This is a genomic window from Paenibacillus sp. SER-28, assembly GCF_052906305.1.
Map to the genome: position 1 here is coordinate 101,687 of NZ_JBRECM010000007.1, position 20,793 is coordinate 122,479.

General features: G+C 44.5%; 19 protein-coding genes. 12 read left to right on the top strand and 7 right to left on the bottom strand.

The annotated features are described in order from the left end of the window. Positions 1 to 222: 222 nt before the first annotated feature. On the top strand, positions 223 to 1,920 hold the full coding sequence (locus ACUYLD_RS17225) for a M3 family oligoendopeptidase (RefSeq protein WP_446675597.1): 1,698 nt from the start codon (positions 223 to 225) through the stop codon (positions 1,918 to 1,920). An 88-nt stretch (positions 1,921 to 2,008) separates the two neighbouring features. On the opposite strand, the gene ACUYLD_RS17230 is transcribed toward ACUYLD_RS17225, so the two are convergent. Then, positions 2,009 to 2,980 carry a ring-cleaving dioxygenase gene (locus ACUYLD_RS17230; RefSeq protein WP_348623582.1) on the bottom strand — a complete coding sequence of 324 codons (972 nt, stop codon included), beginning with the start codon at positions 2,978 to 2,980 and terminating at the stop codon, positions 2,009 to 2,011. Between the two features lie 241 nt (positions 2,981 to 3,221). On the opposite strand from ACUYLD_RS17230, the gene ACUYLD_RS17235 reads away from it, so the two are divergent. Further along, the gene (locus ACUYLD_RS17235) at positions 3,222 to 3,752 is read left to right on the top strand and encodes a GNAT family N-acetyltransferase (RefSeq protein ID WP_446675598.1); all 531 of its coding nucleotides are present in this window, start codon (positions 3,222 to 3,224) and stop codon (positions 3,750 to 3,752) included. Positions 3,753 to 3,863: 111 nt separating this feature from the next. On the opposite strand, the gene ACUYLD_RS17240 is transcribed toward ACUYLD_RS17235, so the two are convergent. The 4 genes from ACUYLD_RS17240 to ACUYLD_RS17255 all read right to left on the bottom strand — a co-directional run bounded on the left by ACUYLD_RS17240 (position 3,864) and on the right by ACUYLD_RS17255 (position 8,784). Next, the gene (locus ACUYLD_RS17240) at positions 3,864 to 6,410 is read right to left on the bottom strand and encodes an ABC transporter permease (protein ID WP_446675599.1); all 2,547 of its coding nucleotides are present in this window, start codon (positions 6,408 to 6,410) and stop codon (positions 3,864 to 3,866) included. Continuing rightward, positions 6,407 to 7,084: an ABC transporter ATP-binding protein gene (locus ACUYLD_RS17245; protein ID WP_061828934.1), complete on the bottom strand. Its 678-nt coding sequence runs from the start codon at positions 7,082 to 7,084 to the stop codon at positions 6,407 to 6,409. Before ACUYLD_RS17245 ends, ACUYLD_RS17240 begins: the two co-directional genes overlap by 4 nt. Before the next feature lie 108 nt (positions 7,085 to 7,192). Continuing rightward, complete coding sequence (locus ACUYLD_RS17250; protein WP_069292026.1) at positions 7,193 to 8,110, bottom strand: sensor histidine kinase; 918 nt, start codon at positions 8,108 to 8,110, stop codon at positions 7,193 to 7,195. Next, the gene (locus ACUYLD_RS17255; protein WP_446675600.1) at positions 8,107 to 8,784 is read right to left on the bottom strand and encodes a response regulator transcription factor; all 678 of its coding nucleotides are present in this window, start codon (positions 8,782 to 8,784) and stop codon (positions 8,107 to 8,109) included. The genes ACUYLD_RS17250 and ACUYLD_RS17255 overlap by 4 nt, the downstream gene beginning before the upstream one ends. 326 nt (positions 8,785 to 9,110) lie before the next feature. Between ACUYLD_RS17255 and ACUYLD_RS17260 the strand changes: the two genes are divergently transcribed. The 7 genes from ACUYLD_RS17260 (at position 9,111) to ACUYLD_RS17290 (ending at position 15,132) form a co-directional block, all read left to right on the top strand. Further along, entirely contained in the window at positions 9,111 to 10,064 is a 954-nt protein-coding gene (locus tag ACUYLD_RS17260; protein WP_235309909.1) for an ABC transporter permease, read from the top strand. Then, positions 10,054 to 11,004, top strand: coding sequence for an iron chelate uptake ABC transporter family permease subunit (locus ACUYLD_RS17265; RefSeq protein ID WP_235309910.1), 951 nt, complete (start codon positions 10,054 to 10,056; stop codon positions 11,002 to 11,004). Before ACUYLD_RS17260 ends, ACUYLD_RS17265 begins: the two co-directional genes overlap by 11 nt. Beyond that, the gene (locus ACUYLD_RS17270) at positions 10,998 to 11,756 is read left to right on the top strand and encodes an iron ABC transporter ATP-binding protein (RefSeq protein ID WP_444954717.1); all 759 of its coding nucleotides are present in this window, start codon (positions 10,998 to 11,000) and stop codon (positions 11,754 to 11,756) included. Before ACUYLD_RS17265 ends, ACUYLD_RS17270 begins: the two co-directional genes overlap by 7 nt. Before the next feature lie 12 nt (positions 11,757 to 11,768). After that, on the top strand, positions 11,769 to 12,749 hold the full coding sequence (locus tag ACUYLD_RS17275; protein WP_446675601.1) for a siderophore ABC transporter substrate-binding protein: 981 nt from the start codon (positions 11,769 to 11,771) through the stop codon (positions 12,747 to 12,749). Between the two features lie 33 nt (positions 12,750 to 12,782). Further along, positions 12,783 to 13,526 (top strand): alpha/beta hydrolase, encoded by a 744-nt coding sequence (locus tag ACUYLD_RS17280; protein WP_446675602.1) that lies wholly within the window; start codon positions 12,783 to 12,785, stop codon positions 13,524 to 13,526. Between the two features lie 157 nt (positions 13,527 to 13,683). Then, entirely contained in the window at positions 13,684 to 14,595 is a 912-nt protein-coding gene (locus tag ACUYLD_RS17285) for an aldo/keto reductase (protein WP_446675603.1), read from the top strand. A gap of 210 nt (positions 14,596 to 14,805) precedes the next feature. Continuing rightward, positions 14,806 to 15,132: a thioredoxin family protein gene (locus ACUYLD_RS17290; protein ID WP_446675604.1), complete on the top strand. Its 327-nt coding sequence runs from the start codon at positions 14,806 to 14,808 to the stop codon at positions 15,130 to 15,132. Positions 15,133 to 15,266: 134 nt separating this feature from the next. On the opposite strand, the gene bacA is transcribed toward ACUYLD_RS17290, so the two are convergent. Together bacA and ACUYLD_RS17300 are read right to left on the bottom strand one after the other, a co-directional pair. Next, positions 15,267 to 16,064 (bottom strand): undecaprenyl-diphosphate phosphatase, encoded by a 798-nt coding sequence (bacA, locus tag ACUYLD_RS17295; RefSeq protein WP_081112421.1) that lies wholly within the window; start codon positions 16,062 to 16,064, stop codon positions 15,267 to 15,269. A 127-nt stretch (positions 16,065 to 16,191) separates the two neighbouring features. Continuing rightward, entirely contained in the window at positions 16,192 to 17,562 is a 1,371-nt protein-coding gene (locus ACUYLD_RS17300) for a hemolysin family protein (RefSeq protein WP_061828973.1), read from the bottom strand. Between the two features lie 224 nt (positions 17,563 to 17,786). Here ACUYLD_RS17300 and ACUYLD_RS17305 point away from each other — a divergent pair, with 224 nt between their 5' ends. The 3 genes from ACUYLD_RS17305 to ACUYLD_RS17315 all read left to right on the top strand — a co-directional run bounded on the left by ACUYLD_RS17305 (position 17,787) and on the right by ACUYLD_RS17315 (position 20,726). Next, positions 17,787 to 18,587, top strand: a complete 801-nt coding sequence (locus ACUYLD_RS17305) for a DUF1836 domain-containing protein (RefSeq protein ID WP_446675605.1) — start codon at positions 17,787 to 17,789, stop codon at positions 18,585 to 18,587. Between the two features lie 204 nt (positions 18,588 to 18,791). Next, on the top strand, positions 18,792 to 19,733 hold the full coding sequence (locus ACUYLD_RS17310; RefSeq protein ID WP_446675606.1) for a glycosyltransferase family 2 protein: 942 nt from the start codon (positions 18,792 to 18,794) through the stop codon (positions 19,731 to 19,733). Positions 19,734 to 19,772: 39 nt separating this feature from the next. After that, a complete protein-coding gene (locus ACUYLD_RS17315; RefSeq protein ID WP_069290420.1) occupies positions 19,773 to 20,726 on the top strand; it encodes a glycosyltransferase family 2 protein in 954 nt (317 codons plus the stop codon). Positions 20,727 to 20,793: the final 67 nt, after the last annotated feature.

Genomic DNA, 20,793 nt, shown 5'->3' on the forward strand with positions numbered 1-20,793 from the left:
GATCTTAGAAAGACTTATAAATCTCCATCAGGCTGAATATATATTAGATTGTTTTAGATCATGACTTTTTTGATATATAGAGTTAGATGAGGCTTAAAAGCCGCAATACATAGTATTGCGGCTTTTAAGGTTGTATTTTTTTGGAATTGCAGCTTCCAGTTTGGTCTAATCGTACTGTATAATAGGCATCAGATTTATTACATTTAAGGAGGAACCGAAGCAATGACATTATTCAGCCAAATGGCTTACAGTCGACCAGAGCAACCTGAAATTGAACAGCGGTTTAAAACGCTGTTGCAGCAGTTTCGTGAAGCAGACAGCGTAGAACGTCAAAATGAAGTGATTCATGCGATTAACAAGCTGCGCAGTAATGTGGAAACACAATTGCAATTGGTGGAAGTTCGGCACTCCATTAATACGGAGGATACCTTTTACAAAGCGGAGCAAGAATATGCTGATGATTTCATGCCGGTTATTCAGGAGTATGTAACCGATTACTACCGGGCATTGGTGGATTCTCCATTCCGAAACGAGTTGGAGAGTCAATGGGGCAGCCAGCTTTTCAGTATTGCCGAGGTAGCACTCAAGTCGTTCCATCCGGATATTATTGAGGATTTACAGCAGGAAAATAAGCTAACCTCGGAATATGCTCAATTGATTGCTTCAGCGAAGATCCCGTTCGAGGGAGAAGAACGCACATTGTCGCAGCTCCTGCCTTTTGAAATGGCTACCAACCGGGAGACGCGCAAACAGGCCTCCGAGGCTAAATATCAATTTATGAGTGAGCATGAGGACGAGCTGGACCGGATTTATGATGAACTGGTGAAGGTACGTACGCGCATGGCACACAAGTTGGGCTATGACAACTTCGTAGAATTGGGCTATGCCCGCTTGGGACGTACAGATTACAATGCCGAAATGGTAGCCAATTTCCGCGAGCAGGTGCTGAAGCACATCGTTCCTCTGGCAACCAAGCTGAAGGAGCGGCAGCGCGAACGGATCGGAGTAGATCAGCTTCGCTATTATGACGAGGGCTTCAACTTCCTGTCAGGCAATCCTACGCCTAAAGGTGACCCGGAGTGGATCATTCGTAATGGAGCACGTATGTATGAGGAACTTTCAGCGGAAACACATGAATTTTTTAGCTTTATGATCGAACGTGGATTGATGGATTTGATCAGCAAAAAGGGCAAGCAAAGCGGAGGCTATTGTACATTTTTGAGTGAATATGGCACGCCGTTTATTTTCTCTAATTTCAATGGTACATCCGGTGATATCGACGTATTGACGCATGAAGCAGGTCATGCCTTCCAGGTCTATGAAAGCCGACATTTTGAAATTCCTGAGTACCATTGGCCAACCATGGAGGCGGCTGAGATCCACTCTATGAGCATGGAGTTTTTCGCATGGCCTTGGATGAATCTGTTCTTCGAAAAAGATACGGACAAATATCATTTTGAACATCTATCCTCATCGTTGCTGTTCGTGCCTTACGGCGTAGCCGTGGACGAATTCCAGCATGCCGTATACGAACATCCAGACTGGACCCCAGCCGAACGTAAAACCGCATGGCGCTCCATTGAACGTAAGTATAAACCGCATCTGGATTATGAAGGCAACGAGTATCTGGAGCAGGGCGGATTTTGGCACAAACAGGGTCATATTTTTCAATCCCCGTTCTACTATATTGACTATACACTCGCGCAACTGTGCGCGTTCCAATTCTGGAAACGCATGAGTATCGACCGGACAGCTGCGTGGGAAGATTATTTGAAGCTATGCCGTGCCGGAGGAAGTCGATCTTTTACCGGATTGGTTGAGTTGGCTGGACTCATCTCGCCGTTCCAAGATGGCTGTATCGCCTCTGTAATTGGAGAAATCGAAGCATGGCTGAACAGTGTGGATGATAAAAAGCTGTAAGCATAACTAAAAAGGGCATTTCGCTTACCTGTCAAAGCTAAAAAGCTTGCAGATAGCGGAATGCCCTTTTGTGTAAATGAAACTTCAATTAATGTTTGGTGTTAAGCGGTTTGAGATTGGCTTCAATAGATGCGCGGCGCGGCTCTAAGAATGGAGGCAATGCCAGCGATTCACCCAGAAACTCCAGTTCTTCATCCGTATCAAAGCCGGGCCCATCGGTTGCTAATTCAAACAGAATGCCGTTCGGCTCACGGAAATACAATGAACGGAAGTAAAAGCGATCTACAAAGCCTGAGTTGGAAATTTGCAGCTGCCCAATACGGTCTACCCACTGTTTGAGCTCTTCCTCAGTTTCAACACGGAAGGCTACGTGATGCACACTGCCGCGTCCTGGTCGCTCTTGTGGCAGATCGTTGCGCTCTTCCAGATGAACTTCGGTTCCTGTACCGCCTTCACCCGTTTCATAGATGACCACATCCGGTTGTCCAGCAACAGGAGAAGGATAGGAGCCCTTTTTGCGGAAGCCCATAACCTGTTCAAGAATAAGAATGGTATTCTCCGCTTTGGGAATAGTCAGATGAACCGGTCCAAGTCCTACAATGCCGTATTCGGCAGGGACAGGGCTTTTCTCCCAAGGCGTGCCGCCGCGCATTCCGTGATCATGCTCATCTGAAACGAGGAAGAAGCGTTGTCCTTCAAAATCCTCGAACGAAAGTGCCAAGCGTCCCGCTTGATCCGTAATTTCACCATGTTTTACATCCAGCTGCTCGAAGCGGTTTTTCCAGTAATCCAGTGCCTTGTCATTCGGTACCCGTAGGGAGAGAGCTGAAATGCTGTTATTTCCTGTACGAGTTTGTCCCGCATGTGGAATTTCAAAGAAAGTGACTTCTGTACCCGCAGTTCCACGCTCATCTCCGTAAAAAAGGTGATACACACTAACATCATCTTGGTTCACCGTTTTCTTGATCAACCGAAGTCCCATTACCTGAGTATAAAAATCAACATTTTTAGCCGCTGCCGCTGTAATCGCCGAAACGTGATGCAATCCTAATAGTTTCATGTCATTATCCTCCTTGGTTTTTATATGATTAGGTTTTTCTAAACAAAATAAACCGTCGTCGTAAATTTTTCTTTATATTTATTATCTTGATATTAAGATATATGTTTTTTGATTGTTTGTCAACTTGAATTTGCACTGGCTCCAAAGACGGACAAAAATAGAAATTCGAAATAATGCAAAAGCAGATACAATAAAGCCCAATATAGATAGAATGAATTTTATTATTAAAGGAGTTTACTCAATGTATACGGATAAGGATTTAACGATTAGGCCTGTTACAGAAGAAGACCTGCCGGCTCTTTGGACGTTAACTTTTAAAGAAGAAGCACCGGAATGGAAGCAGTGGGATGCACCCTACTATGAACATAAGCCACTTTCTTTTGATGATTATTTAAAAGAGAAGGAAAAACGAATCGGACAAGATGACTTTTGGATCATTGAAGTGGAAGGCAAGGTCATTGGATCAGTGAGCTATTATTGGGAGCATCAGCCTTCACAATGGCTGGAAATGGGGATAGGTATCTTTGATTCGCAGTATTGGAGCGGTGGGTATGGTACGAGGGCACTTCGACTGTGGATCACGCATTTGTTTAATACATTACCTCTAGTGAGAGTGGGCTTTACAACCTGGTCAGGAAACCATCGGATGATGAAGGTTGGGGAGAAGCTGGGCATGACCCTAGAAGCCAGGCTTCGCAAGTGCAGATATTATAATGGAGAGTATTATGATTCGATCCGAATGGGGCTTTTACGGGAAGAGTGGAGGTTATAGTTGTTCTGCAACTAAAAACCTTTCTAAGCATAAAAAGATGACCTCTGAATGGATTAGAAGTCATCTTTTTTGACGCGTATGGGTATTTTACTTTCTTATTTTTAGGTGCATCTACTCTGATTCTCGAAGTCGCTCCACAATACTTTGTTTGTTGTTCATAGAATAGACTGCTACTGGAATAAGTATCCCAAGCAATAACAGTAAAGGCAATGAGACAAACAGTGGCCAAATTATAAAGTGATAGCTTAAAAGCCATAGCAGGCTACATAACGGTTTCACAATCAAAAGAGAAAATAAGATTGCCAATAGAATAGAGGTTAGGCTAGTAGCCCCAACATAATATAGTCCTTCATAAATCAGCATTCCGCGCAATTGCTTTTTGGTCATGCCGATACTTTGCAGCATAGCGAATTCATTGCGGCGGGTCAATATGCTGGTTAAAATCGCATTAATAAAGTTCAGGATACCAATCAAGCCAATAATCAAGCTGAGCAGGCCGCCGATCATTATAACAGTAGTTTGCATACCTGATAAAGCGTTTCTGGATGTAATCTTGGATTCATAGCTCATCATTGGTTCAATTGTTTCTGTGTATCGCTTCAAAAAGCTCTGCATGGACGTTTCCTGATTTGAAGATACATTAAAGGCATAGCTCATCATAGCAGGCTCTTTTACAAGTGATTTGTATATTTCCGCCGGGAGGTAAAAGCTATTATAGCTCGAAATGCGATTTGAATTGGTGGATTTGATACCCACATGGCCAAGCACTGTAAACTTTTGTGTTAAATACTCTCTACCCAATGGAGCATCATTTGCTGTTCTCACATAACTATGCAAAGTAACGTTCTCGCCCACTTTATGATGAATGCTTTCCATGTAAGGCTTGTCGTTGTCGTTCAGTTCGACTCCCTCCAGAATATACTTACCTGAGGCCATTTTCTTAAAATCAAGCTCACCATCAATCAACTGCAGCCGATGCAGGGGCAAATCTTCCAGCCCATACACGTCTACAAGGAAGTTGCCGTGAGCGTCAGTGTTCTGGGTATCATCCGTAATTCCCTTTGTATTTTCAGCCGTGAAAGCTGTTGGGTCACCGTATAATCGGCCGCCTTCTTCGAAGCCTGGTTGTGCCTGTACAGCCTTAATAAAACTTTCAGTGGTTTCATTTTCATGCCCACTAAAACTACTCGGAACCTGGAAATATCCAGCATGAGCAATGAGAAAATCGGTATCATTAAATTTGGCTAAAAATTTATCCATATCAAAACTCTGAGACAGCGTGAATACTGTATTTAGAAGCACCAAGCTTAAAGAAAGACTGATCACCACTAAAATAGTACGTTTTTTATTACGCCCCAGGTTGGAACGAGCCATGTGAATCATTTTAGCGCCTTCAGTGGACTTTTTCAGCTTACGGCTGCCCTTGGTATTTCCATCTGTGTATCTTACTGCCTCAACTGGCGAAACAGCTGCCGCAATTCTGCCTGGCTTGAAAGTGCTGATCATTACGGTAATGAGTGCGAACAAAGCCGATCCGACAAAAATCCATGGGTTAGGGGATACCGATATCTCGGTACCGTTATATACACTCATATTTATAATAAAAGGCACGAGCGATTTACCGATAAAAAAACCTGCTATTAATCCTACCGGGGTTCCTAACACTGATAGAATCAGCGCCTGTCTACGAATAATTCTGCGAATTTGTTTACCGCTTGTACCGATCGTCTTTAAAAGACCGTAAAAACGAATATCTCGCATCACCGATATTTGGAAAATATTATAAATAATCAAATAACCGGTAAACATGATCAGTAACAGGGCAGAAGTTAACGCTATGATTGTCTCTGTATCTAAACTAAAATTGGTTGAGATGTATGCCCAATTTACATTATTCGCGATATAGTTTGGTGCATCTTCGTCAAGTGAATAACCGCTTTCGGTAATCACTTTATTGAGCTTTCCTCGCAAATCAAAACTATTGTCGAACATCATAGATGCACTAATCGTTCCAGTATGGAAGTGATCCTTTTTATAGTTGCTTTGTAATTCCTTGGCATGAGCATCGACATAGGCTTTAGAAGCGAATATTTGTCCTACGTTAAATACAGGATCACTTTTCCACCAGCCAGAGAGGACAAAATCCCGCTGTACTTCTTTATCTCGTATGTTAAGCTTTAATTTCAAAGGTGCTCCAATCTTCGGTGGAACATCCAATAGCTGCAACGTCTTGGAGTCTGCAATCACTTCATTTTCTGCGACAGGCTTGTGCCCCTCTTTAAGCTCAATAAAACCTAGCTTCAACCCTACATCATCGTAATACCAGAACTCCGTATGGCGTTTTAGGAATTTATCGTTTATAACTCGGTCGCTTAATATACGGTTATAAGCTATTTCCTTGATCAATGGATGATCCTTGACATGATTAAATTCGTCATCCGTTATATATTTAAGTACGGCATGTCCATCTCCACCGACCTGTCGCATGGTCGCCCGTTGTAAGCTTTCCACAGCGCCAATCCCCATAGTGAACAGTATTGTAAATAACAATGAAGTGAGAGCTATGGCAACAATAGCAAAGAGGTTACGGGTTTTGTTTACTTTGAAGCTCTTATCTGCCAGCTTGCGGATTACTTTTTTGTTCTTTACCTTGATCATCTAGTCGCACCACCTACTATTTTACCGTCCTCAATGCGGATGATGCGGTCTGCCATTTGCGCAATTTCCTCGTTATGAGTAATCATTACCATCGTTTGGCGGAACTGCTGGCTGGATACTTTGATCAATCCCATCACATCCAGACTCGTTTTACTGTCCAGATTTCCGGTGGGTTCATCTGCCAAGATAATGGCGGGCTTGGCTGCCAGTGCTCTGGCAATAGCTACACGTTGCTGTTGTCCACCGGAAAGATTGTTTGGCAGGTTATTCATTTTGTGGTCAAGGCCCAAGGTATGTACTATTTTATCTATGTGGGTTTTGTCTGGCTCTTTACCATCCAGTTCAATAGGAAGCACAATATTCTCGTAGACATTCAAGACAGGTACCAGGTTGTAATTTTGAAAAACAAAGCCAATCTTTCGTCTGCGAAAAATAGTCAATTCTTCGTCTTTTAATGTAGAAATATCTTTGCCGTCAATCGTAACGTTTCCACTTGTCGGACGATCAAGTCCACCCAGCATATGGAGAAGGGTAGATTTGCCGCTCCCGGACGTACCAACAATAGCGACAAATTCACCGCTTTCCACCTCCAGATTCACACCGTCTAAGGCATGAACAGCAGTATCTCCATTACCATAATGCTTCTTTAGTGCTTGAGTTTTTAATAGAGCCATATACGTTCTCCTTCACAAAAAAATGTCTGGATCGTAATCATCTACAGTACAGACATTAACACACTAATCTTTCCACAATCTTTCTGAAATCTAACAGTGTTGAAAGAATTAAGTATCCATAGAAAGAAAAATCGAGAAGGTGGAGCCACTGCCGTAGCATGACCTTACCTTGATGTAACCACCCTCCGCAGCGATAATTTCTCTAGCTAAAAACAGTCCAATACCTACACCCTCTTGCGAGTTAACAGTGGGGGAGCGATAGAAGCGGGTAAAGATTTTACCTTGTTCTCCTTCTGCAATGCCTATGCCGCTATCGGTAATATCAATTCGACAAAACAAATCGTATGCCATCACTTTTATAATCATGCTTCCGCCTGTCTCTGTATATTTTATGGCGTTATCCATAATGTTATAGACAGCTTCACTCGTCCACTTTAGGTCAAAATAAGCATGAATAACGGTGTCCTCCATAACAACAGAAATCCCTTTGGCGTCTGCTTTTGGCATCATTTGCTCCAGTGCAGCATCAAGGAGCTTTTGAACAGATTCCCGCCTTGGCGATACCGTGATAATCCCCGTTTCAAGCCGCGAAGTTTTCACTAATGCATGGATCAGGAAGTTAAGCTTTTCGGCCTGTGCAGATAGAGCTTTCACACAAGTGGAGGTATCCTGTGATAGTTCGTATTCGCTAAGTAGTTGGGAATAAAGCAGGATGTTGGCCAATGGTGTTTTCGTTTGGTGTGAAATATCGGAAATCAGCTCATTTATTTTATTCTTTTCGGCAAGCAGATTTTTGGAGGACACGGAACAAATGGAAAGAAATTTCGCAAATTTAGCTTCTATTGCAGAGAGAACGGATTCATCAAAGACATCCTCTGAGAAGCTGCCATTTATCGCGGCATCCAGCATGTTCTCAATGGTTTTCATTGTTTTATGGATGCTCCTGCGATACAGCATAATAGCACCCACAGCGGTGCATACAGCAACAACGGCAATTCCAATACATATATAGTGGAGTGTTGTCATTTCAACGCCCATGTGTAGCCCAGCCCATAAACCGTTTTAATATATTGTGGGGAGGAAGGATGATCCTCGAGCTTGTCACGTAGCCTTTTTATCGTAACTGACAAGGCATTTTCACCTACATATTCAGCCCCGTCAGTCCAGATGCTGTCTATCAAATGATCACGCGAAACGGTATTTCCTCGATTGTTGATTAGGATGCGCAACAATTTTTGCTCCGTTTTACTTAGTTCAATCGGTATATCATTCTTATTAAATTCCATCCTCTCGAATGAGAAGGAAAAATCGCCTAGCTGAATGGAGTCTGCAAGCGAGTATCTGGATTTCTTAAGCTGAACACCAACTCTTGCTCTCAGTACCATCAGACTGAAAGGCTTGGTGATGTAGTCATCAGCACCCAGCTCAAGACCAGTGACAATATCTGTTTCCATATCATTTGCAGTCAGAACAATGACTGGTAAAGCTTTTGTTTTACGTATATGGGTTAAGAGGTCGAGTCCATTCCCATCCGGCAAGTTTACATCAAGAATCACTAGGTCAAAGGGAGTGACGTTCAATTGCTCTTTTGCAGCAGCTATGTCATACGTTTGCACAAATACGTTGTTAGGATCTTTGAGAGCAAGAACAATACCGTTACTCAAGGCGATATCATCCTCGACGATTAATATGTGATTCATCATTCTCCTCCTATTTTTTTGATTCATCAAGTTAATGAATCCCGAATTCCAAGAATTGCTTACAGTAAAAATGAGAAAAGGGTAATCCTAAATCTTCCACCTCTATTTTACAGGATATTGCTCTTATTTGCTCATTCGCTCTTCAGACTATTCAGGTTTTGCTAACACCTTTTTTGACATGGTTTATTCATTGCAAAAAATTTGACAGATAAGAGATGACTGATATAATTTATGCTAGTTGATTTTTGATAATGATTATCATTATTGGAGGGGAGGACAGGGCCGAAGCTTGGTACAGGTTATTGGACAGGCTCCCTTAGTTAGAGATGAAATTGCGTTATTTAATACTGGTTTTTCTGATACTGGCTTTCGCCTCGGTGTTTATTGGTGTTCATGATGTAACTCCACTTGATTTGTTCCACTTAACCAACGATCAGGCGCAGGTGCTCCTGATTAGCAGATTCCCACGATTGATCAGTATCATTATCGCAGGGGCGAGTATGAGTATCTGTGGATTGATCATGCAGCAGCTTACCCGAAACCGATTTGTATCGCCCACCACCGCAGGGACGATGGATGCGGCACGATTGGGTGTGCTGATGGCTATTATGGTGTTTGGAGCGGCGGGATTCTGGACGAAGATGCTGACGGCTTTCGGATTTGCTCTAGGGGGAACACTGATTTTCATGAAAATACTGGATAAAATCCGTTTCAAGGACCCGGTATTTATCCCGCTTGTCGGTTTGATGTTTGGAGGCATTTTAAATTCGGTAACGACCTTTTTTGCTTACAAATACAATCTGATCCAGGGCATTTCTTCGTGGATGCAGGGGGATTTTTCTCTAATCATGAGTGGTCGCTACGAGATGCTATATCTTAGTGTTCCTTTGGTTGCATTGGCGTACATATATGCGAATCGTTTCACAATTGCAGGCATGGGTGAGGATTTTGCGGCCAACTTGGGTGTACATTACAAGCGCACTGTCAATGTCGGTTTGGTGATCGTGGCTTTGGTTTCCTCTGTTGTCATCTTAACGGTTGGGACGATTCCCTTTTTGGGGCTGGTTGTACCCAATCTGGTCAGTATGTATATGGGGGATAATCTAAAAAAAAGCCTGGCCCATACAGCGATCTTGGGCGCCGTCTTTGTGCTGTTTTGTGATATTTTGGGACGGGTGATCATTTATCCGTATGAAATTTCTGTAGGGCTTACGGTTGGTGTGATCGGGAGCGCGTTGTTCTTGTATTTGCTGCTGAGGAGAAGGGCTTATGAATCCTAAATTAAAAATCGGAATATTAGCCGCTGCCGCGCTTGTGTTGATTGCTGCTTTCGTGTTTATAGATCTTCCGCATACCTGGCATTACGCGCTGCCACGACGATTAAAAAAGATCGCAGCCTTCATTCTGACAGGTGGCTCCATTGCTTTTGCAACCGTTATTTTCCAGACGGTTACGAATAATAAAATTTTGACTCCAGGTATTATCGGGCTGGATTCACTGTATATGCTGATTCAGACGACGATTATTTTTGCATTTGGTTCCGTCCCTTTCATTTCGACCAGCAAAGAATTGAACTTTTTGCTGTCGGTGGGGCTGATGGTGCTGTTCGCAGGACTGCTATACAAATTAATTTTCCGCAAAGATGGACGCGGGATTTATGTACTTTTGCTGATTGGTCTGGTGTTCGGCACGCTGTTTAACAGTTTATCTACCTTTATGGAGGTACTGATTGATCCAAACGAATTTGCGAAAATCCAGGACAAGAGCTTTGCTAGCTTCAGTAACGTAAATACCGAGCTATTGTGGCTTTCTGTATTCATTCTTGTTCTCGTATTCGCTTATGCGTGGAGATTCATCAAGTATCTGGACGTGCTGTCGCTGGGACGGGAGCATGCGATTAACCTGGGTCTTCCTTATGGTTTTATCATTAAAAGGCTGCTGGTAATTGTAGCGATTCTCATTTCCATTTCTACAGCGCTTGTCGGGCCGATTACGTTTCTCGGATTGATTGTGGCCAATGTGGCTTATCAGGTGATAAAAACCTATCAGCATCGTTATATTATTCCGGCCTCTATCTGTGTCAGTGTCATTGCGTTGGCAGGATGCCAACTGCTGGCAGAAAGAGTATTCGACTTATCGACAACGGTCAGCGTCATTATTAACTTTATCGGGGGGGTGTACTTCCTGTACCTTTTGCTGCGGGAGAATAAATCATGGTAGAAGTCAAAAACGTATCCAAACGCTATGGGAATAAAAATGTGGTGGATCAGGTATCCGTCACTGTACCTAAAGGCACGATTACCTCCTTTATTGGACCTAACGGCGCTGGAAAAAGCACTTTGTTGTCGATGATCAGTCGCCTGACTGACAGTGATGAGGGAGAAATCCTCATTGACGGGCAGGCCGTGAGCCTGACGAAAAGCGAGGAGCTAGCCCGGAAGATATCTATTTTAAAACAGACCAACGATGTCAATATTCGCTTAACTGTGAAGGAGCTGGTTAGCTTCGGCCGTTTTCCGTATTCCAAGGGCAGATTGAACAGCGAGGATCGCAAAATGGTGGAGCAGTCTATGGCCTACATGGGACTGGAGGATATGAAAGATAAGCATATTGATTTGCTTAGTGGGGGACAACGACAGCGGGCTTTTATTGCTATGATTCTGGCACAGGACACGGAATACATCCTGCTGGATGAGCCGCTGAACAATCTGGATATGAAGCATTCGGTTCAGATTATGAAGACGCTGCGCGGTTTGGTGAATGATCTCGGCAAAACGATTCTGGTTGTGTTGCACGACATTAATTTTGCCTCCTGCTATTCAGACTATATTGTAGGGATGAAGGATGGCAGGTTGCTAAAACAAGGAACCGCTGACGAGATGATTGATAGTCAGGTATTAAAGGATTTGTACGATATGGATATTCCGATTCAACAGATCGGTGACCATAAAATTTGCGTTTATTTCACTTAGGGGGAATGTTAAATGAAGAAAAATATGATGTTTTTAACGCTAATGCTTGCATGGGGACTGATTGTGTCGGCCTGTGGCACAGCAGCTCCGGCAACACCGGAAGCGACTGGAAACGGCTCCTCTGCTGCAACAACGGAATCCAAAACCATCTCGGTCAAACACGCATTGGATGAAAACCCGGTCCAAGTCAAAGTTAATCCCAAAAATGTCGTTGTCTTTGATTTCGGTTCATTGGATACGCTGGATAAGCTGGGTGTTGACGTTGCGGCAGTAGCGCAGCAGGATCTTCCTACGTATTTGAGCAAATTTAAAGATTCCAAATATGCAAGTGCGGGCACGCTGTTTGAACCGGATTACGAGAAAATCAGTGATCTGTCTCCTGAGCTGATCATCATCGGTGGCAGACAAGCTGATGCATATAAAGAGTTGAGTAAAATTGCACCGACCATTTCGATGGCTGTAGACACCAAGGATTATATCAATTCCTTTAAGAAAAACGTTGAAACACTGGGTCAAATCTTCGACAAAGAAGATGCTGCCAAGCAGGAACTGGCTGCGATTGATAGCTCCATCAAAGCCGTACATGACAAGGCTGTAGCGAGCAAAGCTAAAGGACTGATCGTGCTGACGAATGAAGGAAGCCTGAGCGCATATGGCTCACAATCTCGCTTCGGTATCATTCATGATGCTTTTGGCGTAACCCCTGTAGATCCTGGCATTAAAGTATCCACTCATGGTCAAAAGGTTTCTTTTGAATATGTACAGCAAAAAAATCCGGATTATATTTTTGTCGTTGACCGTGGGGCTGTGGTGGTCGAAGAAGGCAAGGAACAGGTTACAGGCAAACAAACCATGGAGAATGAACTGGTGAAGAAAACCAATGCATTTAAAAACGGTCATATTGTATACCTTGATCCTAACTACTGGTACCTGTCAGGTAATGGTCTGGAATCCGTATCTGAAATGATCAAGGAAATGGATGCTGCACTGTAATGAATACATTCACATCATGGAGGATTGTGTAGGATGAAAGGTCATATAGATGAAATTCTATTAGATGGGTACCTTGTGCACGTCTATACACCTCCCGTCTCCATGAATCATAATGAGCTGTATCCTGTGCTATATGTGCAGGATGGCAGCTCTTTATTTCTAAGCAGGTTGGATGAGCTGGAAAGAGGTTTTTCTACGGGAGAGCTGCCCCGTGTCGTGCTGGTAGGGATTCAGCCTGTAAATCGACTGGATGATTATACGCCTTGGAAGGCAGCGGCTTTAGTAGAAGGAAGACCTGCTTTTGGCGGTGGCGGAGATGCCTATTTGGCGTTTGTGGTTACAAAAGTAATGCCATACGTCGAGGCAAGATATCCAGTGCGCACTGGATCGGAGCATACGGGGATCATTGGCGCCTCATTGGGCGGATTAATTTCCATGTATGCCGTATTCAAGTATAAGGACGTATTCGGACGCATCGGTTCCATCTCAGGCTCGTATTGGTATCCGGGTATGATTGATTATATGCAATCTGCATCTTGTGCAACTGTGAGGGATGGGACACATCGCTTGTATATATCTGTCGGGACCCGTGAAGGTGAAGGGAAGACGAATGTACAAAAAGATATGGTTCCGCTGACCCTCCAGGCACACGAGGTGCTGCGGACACAGGGACTGGATGCAAAAGATGTGCTTCTTGAGCTGGATCAGGATGCGGTGCATCGTGTGGATTGTTTTCAACGTCAATTTCCTAAGGCCGTCCAATGGCTGTTCGGATAGCATGAATGGAATACGGATCTCATACAACAGCCTCAAAGGATTGGAGAGCGTGGAGTCTCTATGTCTTTGGGGTTGTTTTTTTTGTATATTTTTTTCGTATAATAGAGGAATATTAAAAATTTAAAGTTATACGTTGTTGGAAGTGAGGGGAGCATAAATGAAAAAAAACCGCCTGGGATCATCCGATTTGCTGGTAGGTGAGATTGGTTTGGGATGTATGTCGGTCGGTACGGAGGAGCAGCAAGGTGTTTACTTGATTCATGAAGCGCTAGACAGGGGCGTAAACCTGTTGGATACGGCAGATTTGTACCAGCACGGACGCAATGAAGAAATCGTAGGTGCAGCGATCCGTGGACGGCGGCAGGAGGTCATCCTGGCGACCAAGGTCGGCAATCGGCGTCTACCGGGGCAGGAGGACTGGGGATGGGACCCATCCAAGAAATATATTCTGTCTGCTGTTAAAGAGAGCCTGCGTCGCCTTGGAACGGACTACATCGACCTGTATCAGCTGCACGGAGGGACGATTGACGATCCGATGGACGAAACCATAGAGGCTTTTGAGCAACTACAGCGGGAGGGCGTTATTCGTTACTATGGTATTTCCTCCATTCGCCCTCATGTCATCCGTGAATATGTTGAACGTTCGAATATCGTTAGTGTTATGAATCAGTATAGTTTACTGGATCGGCGTGCAGAGGAGGAGGTACTGTCTTTGCTTCAGGAGCGGGGAATTAGCGTGATTGCACGTGGGCCTGTGGCTAGCGGCGTATTGGCCGACAAAGGAGAAGGAAAGGCAGCCAAGGGATATCTGGACTACGAAGAAACAGAGCTGCTGGATGTGCGTAAGCAATTAAAGGCTTTTGCAGGATCAGAGCGCAGTATGGGGCAGACAGCGATTCGTTATAGCCTTTCACATCCGACTGTCGCCGCTGTGATCCCGGGTGCAAGCTCTTTGGGACAATTGGAGCATAATATTTCTGCTGCGGATATTGCACCACTAACTCAACAAGAGCGGCAGACGCTACAGCAAATCAGCCGAGCCAATCGTTATGATGCGCAATACCGCTGATAAGGGCAATGATGGTACAAAAGCGTGTTCATCTGTTGCTCCTAGCTATAAACGCTACATTTCAGTCTATAACCGAAGTACACGCTTGAACATGTACCTATCCCAGTTGCAATTTATAAAAGAATCATTACAATATAAGAATAAGCTTCGGTTTATTATTCATATGTGAATATGGAGACGTTATAAATACACTCTAGGAGGGACCAACGAATGGAACGCATCGAATCTCAGCAGCAATATCAGGATTTAATTAACGGTGACGGTCTGACTGTCGTGAAATTTGATACAACCTGGTGTCCGGATTGCAAGACACTGGATAAATTTATGGACGGTATTATTGAGGAAAACGCGGATAAGCGTTTCTATGCGCTTGATGCAGAGAAATTTCAGCCGATTGCCGACGAAAATCAAGTGCGCGGCATTCCGAGTCTGCTCGTGTTCCGTAATGGCGAAAAAATTGCTCATTTGCACAGCAAATACGCTAAAACGCCAGCTCAAATTTCGGAATATTTGACTACGCTAGAATCCAAACAATAATCAGAACGCATGATAGGGATAGTTCAGTAAGATCTATCCTTTCTGCAAAATAGTAAAAGGGATATCCAAGACTGATCATTCAGACCCTATGGATATCCCTTTTTAGTTATTGGTTATGGGTACCAAACAATGGCTTATAAAATAATGAAAAAGAACACAGCCGCCAGCACGAAGCGGTAAATGGCGAACGTAGTCAGGCTCAAGCGTTTGAGCAGACCAAGGAATGTTTTGATCGCCAGCATCCCGACGATAAAGGCCGTAATAAAGCCGGCCGCGAACACTGGGAAATCACTCATAGACAGATGATCCATACTTTTGATCATATCAATGCCCGATGCACCCAGCATGATCGGAACCGATACGAGGAATGTAAATTCCGCGGCTGCCGTATGACTTACACGTGCGAATAGGCCCCCAGACATGGTTGAGCCTGAACGGGAGAAGCCTGGCCACAGAGCTAGGACTTGGAACACACCGATGGTAAATGCTTGTTTGTACGTGATCTCATCCAGCGTATGTGATCTAATAGGCGGATGAAATTTCTCAGCCGCGATCATGAGCAGGCCCCCGATCACCAAACTATATAAAACCGTTTCAGGACCAAACAGGTATTGCTTGATTACATCACGGAACAGTACGCCAATCAGGCCCGCAGGGATCATGGCTAAAATAATATGTAACAGGTTTAGACGTGGCTGACTTGAGATTTTGCGTCTGAAATCAAACAGACTCAGGAATCTGCGCCAGTATAATACGACGACCGCCAGCACAGCACCTAATTGCACGATAACCTCAAACGTTTTGACCGTATCATTCTCTGTGTTTAATCCTAGAAGATTAGCCGTGAGGATCATGTGACCCGTCGAAGAGACCGGCAAAAACTCTGTCAGTCCTTCAATAATTCCCATAATAATAGAAGATAAAATATCCACTTTACTAGCTCCTCCTTACACGCGTGCAGGGCAAACGACCTAAGTCGTCTGCCCTGGGAATATGTCATTTCAGTAGGAGTGAACGCAAGTGTCACAAGTGCAAAGATAAACGCTCAGGTCACACGGTTCACTCCCGGGAAGAAGTGTCCGATTCTGCTTCCAATTCAGATGCGGGGGATGTGTGGTGTAAAATAATCTCCACCCGACGAATACGATTTTTACCCATTTCACGAATGATAAATTTCACATCATCTTCTATGAATTCCTTGCCCTGTCTAGGTTCCGGAACCCGGCTATACACCCACCCTCCGACAGTATCCACGTCTTCATTATCCAATGTCAAGCCAGTCAGATCACTCAGATCGGAAAGCATCACTTTACCATCCATCAAATAACTGTTCTCCGTCAGTTTCTCGATTTCCTTCCGTTCATCCTTATCAAATTCGTCCCGAATTTCGCCAACAATCTCCTCCAAAATGTCCTCAATGGTGATGAGGCCGGAGGTTCCACCGTATTCATCGACCAGGAGAGCAATATGAACCTGCTCCTTCTGCATACGTTTCAGCAGCGTGTTGACGGGGATAACTTCTGGAACGGTCAAGATCGGTTGAATCAGGCTGTCGAAAACAAGCTCGGGATTGCGATCATACTCAAGGAATAGCTGTTTGGTATTAATCATACCAATGATCTGATCCTTGCTATCTGTCGCCACCGGAAAACGGGTATACTGCTCTTCGTGAATAGTCAGCATGTTTTCTTGTAGCGAGCGATTCGTAAACAAGCATACCATATCTGTACGTGGCACCATAATTTCTTTGGCAACGGTCTCGTCAAAAGCAAAGATACGATTTACGTAGCCATATTCGGTGTTATTGATCTTACCACTTTCCACGCTTTCGGACAAAATGATCTGAATTTCTTCCTGAGAGTGTGCTTCTTCATGCTCACTAGCCGGCTGAAGACCAAACAGACGAACCAGACGATTGGCCGAGCCGTTAAGGAGCCAAATAAACGGATACATAATCCGGTTAAACCACACGATAACTGGAGAGGTTAACAGACTGACAGCTTCCGCCTTGCGGATTGCCAATGTTTTGGGAGCCAGTTCACCGATTACCACGTGCAGGTAAGTTACAATGACGAATGAAATAATAAAGGCCAGGATATGTGAAAAATCCCCATTGATGTTGAGCTGTTGAAAGAGAGGCTCCAGCAATTTGACTACGGTCGGTTCACCGAGCCAGCCGAGTCCCAACGCTGTAATCGTAATACCAAGCTGACAGGCGGACAGGTAGCCGTCCAGATTATTGACGACTTTTTGTAGCGCCAGTGCGTTTTTACGGTTCTCCACGACCAGCTGATCGACCCGGCTGGAACGGATTTTAATAATCGCAAACTCGGTAGCCACGAAGAAAGCACTAAATAAAATCAACACCGCAAACAAAAATAGACTGACACCTATACCCATATAATTTTCACTCATCCCTTTTTCGTTCAATTTTTTAAGGAACTCCATTTTAAGTTCACTTGAACTTATTTTAAGAACTTAAAAGAAAATATACAAGGTTCATATGGAATCGTAGCAGGTCACCTACCTCCAATTTACACGGAAAATAAGGCATAATAGAACCCGCACGGCTCATTGCTTCGCTTTACAAGCCTAGTTTGAGGGCGTATGATGAGTTCAAATGAACTTGAAATGTAAGAAAGGGAGGAAAGCAGATGGAGTCTTTTACCCTTACTCGTCGTGATATGGCCCATTTGCTGCTGGCCATGGAAGGTCGCCGCGAATTGCAGCCTTTGGCCGTTCTGCAGGACGCCTGGAGGCGCACTCATAGCCATCTTGCCCGCTCCGGGAGCACGATGCCGACATTTTTATACACCGACGTGACACCTGTGCTAGATAAAATTATCAAGGGTAAGCACAGCGCAGCCTTTTCGCTACAGGAGATCGTTTCCCTGGGTCAACTGGTCGAATACAGCCATGTCTCACTGGCCTCTATGCAAAATTGGGTCAAACGCGACTTCAAGGAATTTCTCGGCGCTCCGAAGATCGGCAAAAAATACTCGGTCAACCAGGCAGCTATATTGCTCATTGTAGAAGATTTAAAATCATGTCTTGATTTTGAATCCATCCGTCAGCTATTTCATATCCTGTTCCAACAACCCGAAGATGATACGGACGATCTGATTCAGCCGGTCGATTTGTACGCCGCCTATTCAACTTTGTTTGAGGAGCTGGATGCGAACGGAGACCAACTGCTTGATGTGGCAGTAGCAGGCTTTGCAAAAGACAACGGAATTTCCGTTACAGGACAGCAGCGTCAAGAAAGTGCGACAGAGGAGTTGCTGGTTCAGGCGGCTGATCAATACACCAGGCGTTTACAGCATTTGACCCCTAACCAGTGTGAAGCGGTGCGTAATACTTTGCTGGTGGCAGCAGTAGCGGTACAAAATAGTTATTTTTTGTCCATGGCACGTCGGTATGTGAATGCGACGTTGTTTCTGGACTTCCAAGGGTAAATCAGGATTGGCAGTAGAAGCCAATCCTATTTTTTTTCTCTTTTTAGAGGATTGTCTACCCTTTTGGAGACTGAAAAAGTATACAAAAGAGGTATATACACTAAAACGCTGTCAAAGATACAATAAACATATATAATCCAGCAATTGGAAAAACTTTGAATATCTCTTCCAAAGCATCTGGATACACACACAGGAGGTAATGGCATGTCCGATGTCTCCATCATCATTTGTACCCGCAACCGGATCGAAGACCTGACACGCTGTATACAATCTATTGCAGTACAGCAGCAATTGGAGCATACGGCTGTAGAACTGCTAATTGTTGATGACGGCGATATTTCTAACCAACAGATCGAGCAGTACCGTCACATGGTATCCGGATTGCCTCAAAGCGTTTTGAAATATTATAAAAAAAGTCGTCCCGGCGTTTGGTTATCCCGCTATGAGGCCTTGTCTCTTGTGCGGTATGATATTGTGCTGTATTTTGACGATGATGCAGAACTGGACGATAAACTCTATATCCGGCGCTTGCTCGATACCTATGATCAGGATGAAACGATTGTGGGTGTTGGAGGGATTGCAAAGGGATTACATTCGAGCCGGGCAGGAAAGCTGCTGGGCGTTTTGACATTTCAGATGTCTTCATCCCTCGGCAAGCTCTCGCCTAGTAGTCTGGCAGGTTCTTTGCTGCGTTGGGGCGAAGCAACTGAGGTTTTCGATACAGAATTTTTCCATGGCTGCAATATGTCATTTCGGAGGGATGCGCTTCGGGACATGAAGCCGTATCCGTGGATGACCAGTTATGCCGTGGCTGACGATTTGTACATGTGCCAGTTGGCGAGCCGTTACGGCAAATTGGTTATCAATCCTGACTTAACCATCATTCATCATGAATCCCCAAGCTCGCGCGATAAGGCGGGCAAAGTAGCCAAGGCTACAGCGATTAACCACTATTATTTTCTTGCCTTGAAAAAGGCTGGAGTGATTCAGTATGGAGCCCTTTTATGGACCTTATCCTACTTGATGCTCAAAGAAACGCTGCGTCGCAATTTTAATGCCGCAGATGGATACAAGCAGGGGGTGTTGTTCATTCTGAACCCGCGCAAGCAAAAATATAACGAATATTTAGGCCCGGCGGTTCAGTAATCCGTTTTATACACATTGACAGGATAAAGGGGGAGTATGATGTTAAGCTTGTCCATTGCTCTGTGCACCCGAAATCGAGTTGATGATCTGACCCGATGCATCAATTCAATTGCCATTGGGGGAGCACCGGAGGCATGTGAAACCGAGCTATGGATTATTGACGACGGAGAACTGCCGAAACATGTGCTGGAACGTTATGAGCGTCAGTTGGGCAGAGCGGGAATTACCTACCGATATCATCGCAAGGAGCAGCCGGGATTATGGTTATCTCGTGTAAAGACAGCTGAACTTGCGCAGGGTGACATCATTTTGTTCCTTGACGATGACGTTGAGCTGCCGAGCAACTACTTGAATGAGTTGATGCGTACCTATGAGGCTTACCCGCAGGCCGCTGGTGTCGGCGGTATCGCACAGGGAATGAGTAACAGCTTCATGGGAACAATTCGATGCTTGCTGTCATTCCAGCAGTCTTTGTCCAAAGGAAGGCTATCCCTCAGCGGTCAGTCCGGCTCGATGTATAACTGGCATAAGGCCAAGAAGACGTTTAGAACCCAGTTTTTCCATGGCTGTAATATGTCATTTCGTCGTGAAGCGATTCGCGGTCTGGAGCCGGTATCTTGGTTGCAAAGCTATAGCGTAGGCGAGGATTTGTTACTTTCGCGCATCGCGATGAAAAGCGGCCCATTGTACATTAACCCGGCGCTTACGCTGCTTCATCACGAATCGCCGTCCTCACGCGACAATATGGAGCAGGTTACTTATATGCGGGTGATGAATCATATTCATCTCCTGCGTGAAGAGGGATCTGGGCCGATCGGTTATGCAGCACTATACTGGACGACGTTGTATCAGATTTTGAGAGAAAAGCCCAAGAAAAATCATACTGCCATTCAAGGCTATAGAAGAGCGCTGAAAGCGATCTTTTCAAGTCCGAAGGAGCCTGTTGGCGGGGGACAGTTGCCTGAACGTAATTCCAAAAAAACGGTAGGCTGATGAGGTGCGTCAAAAGACGCGATGCGAGCATAGAGACGAGAGGCTTAATAAGGAACAGGAGTTGGAC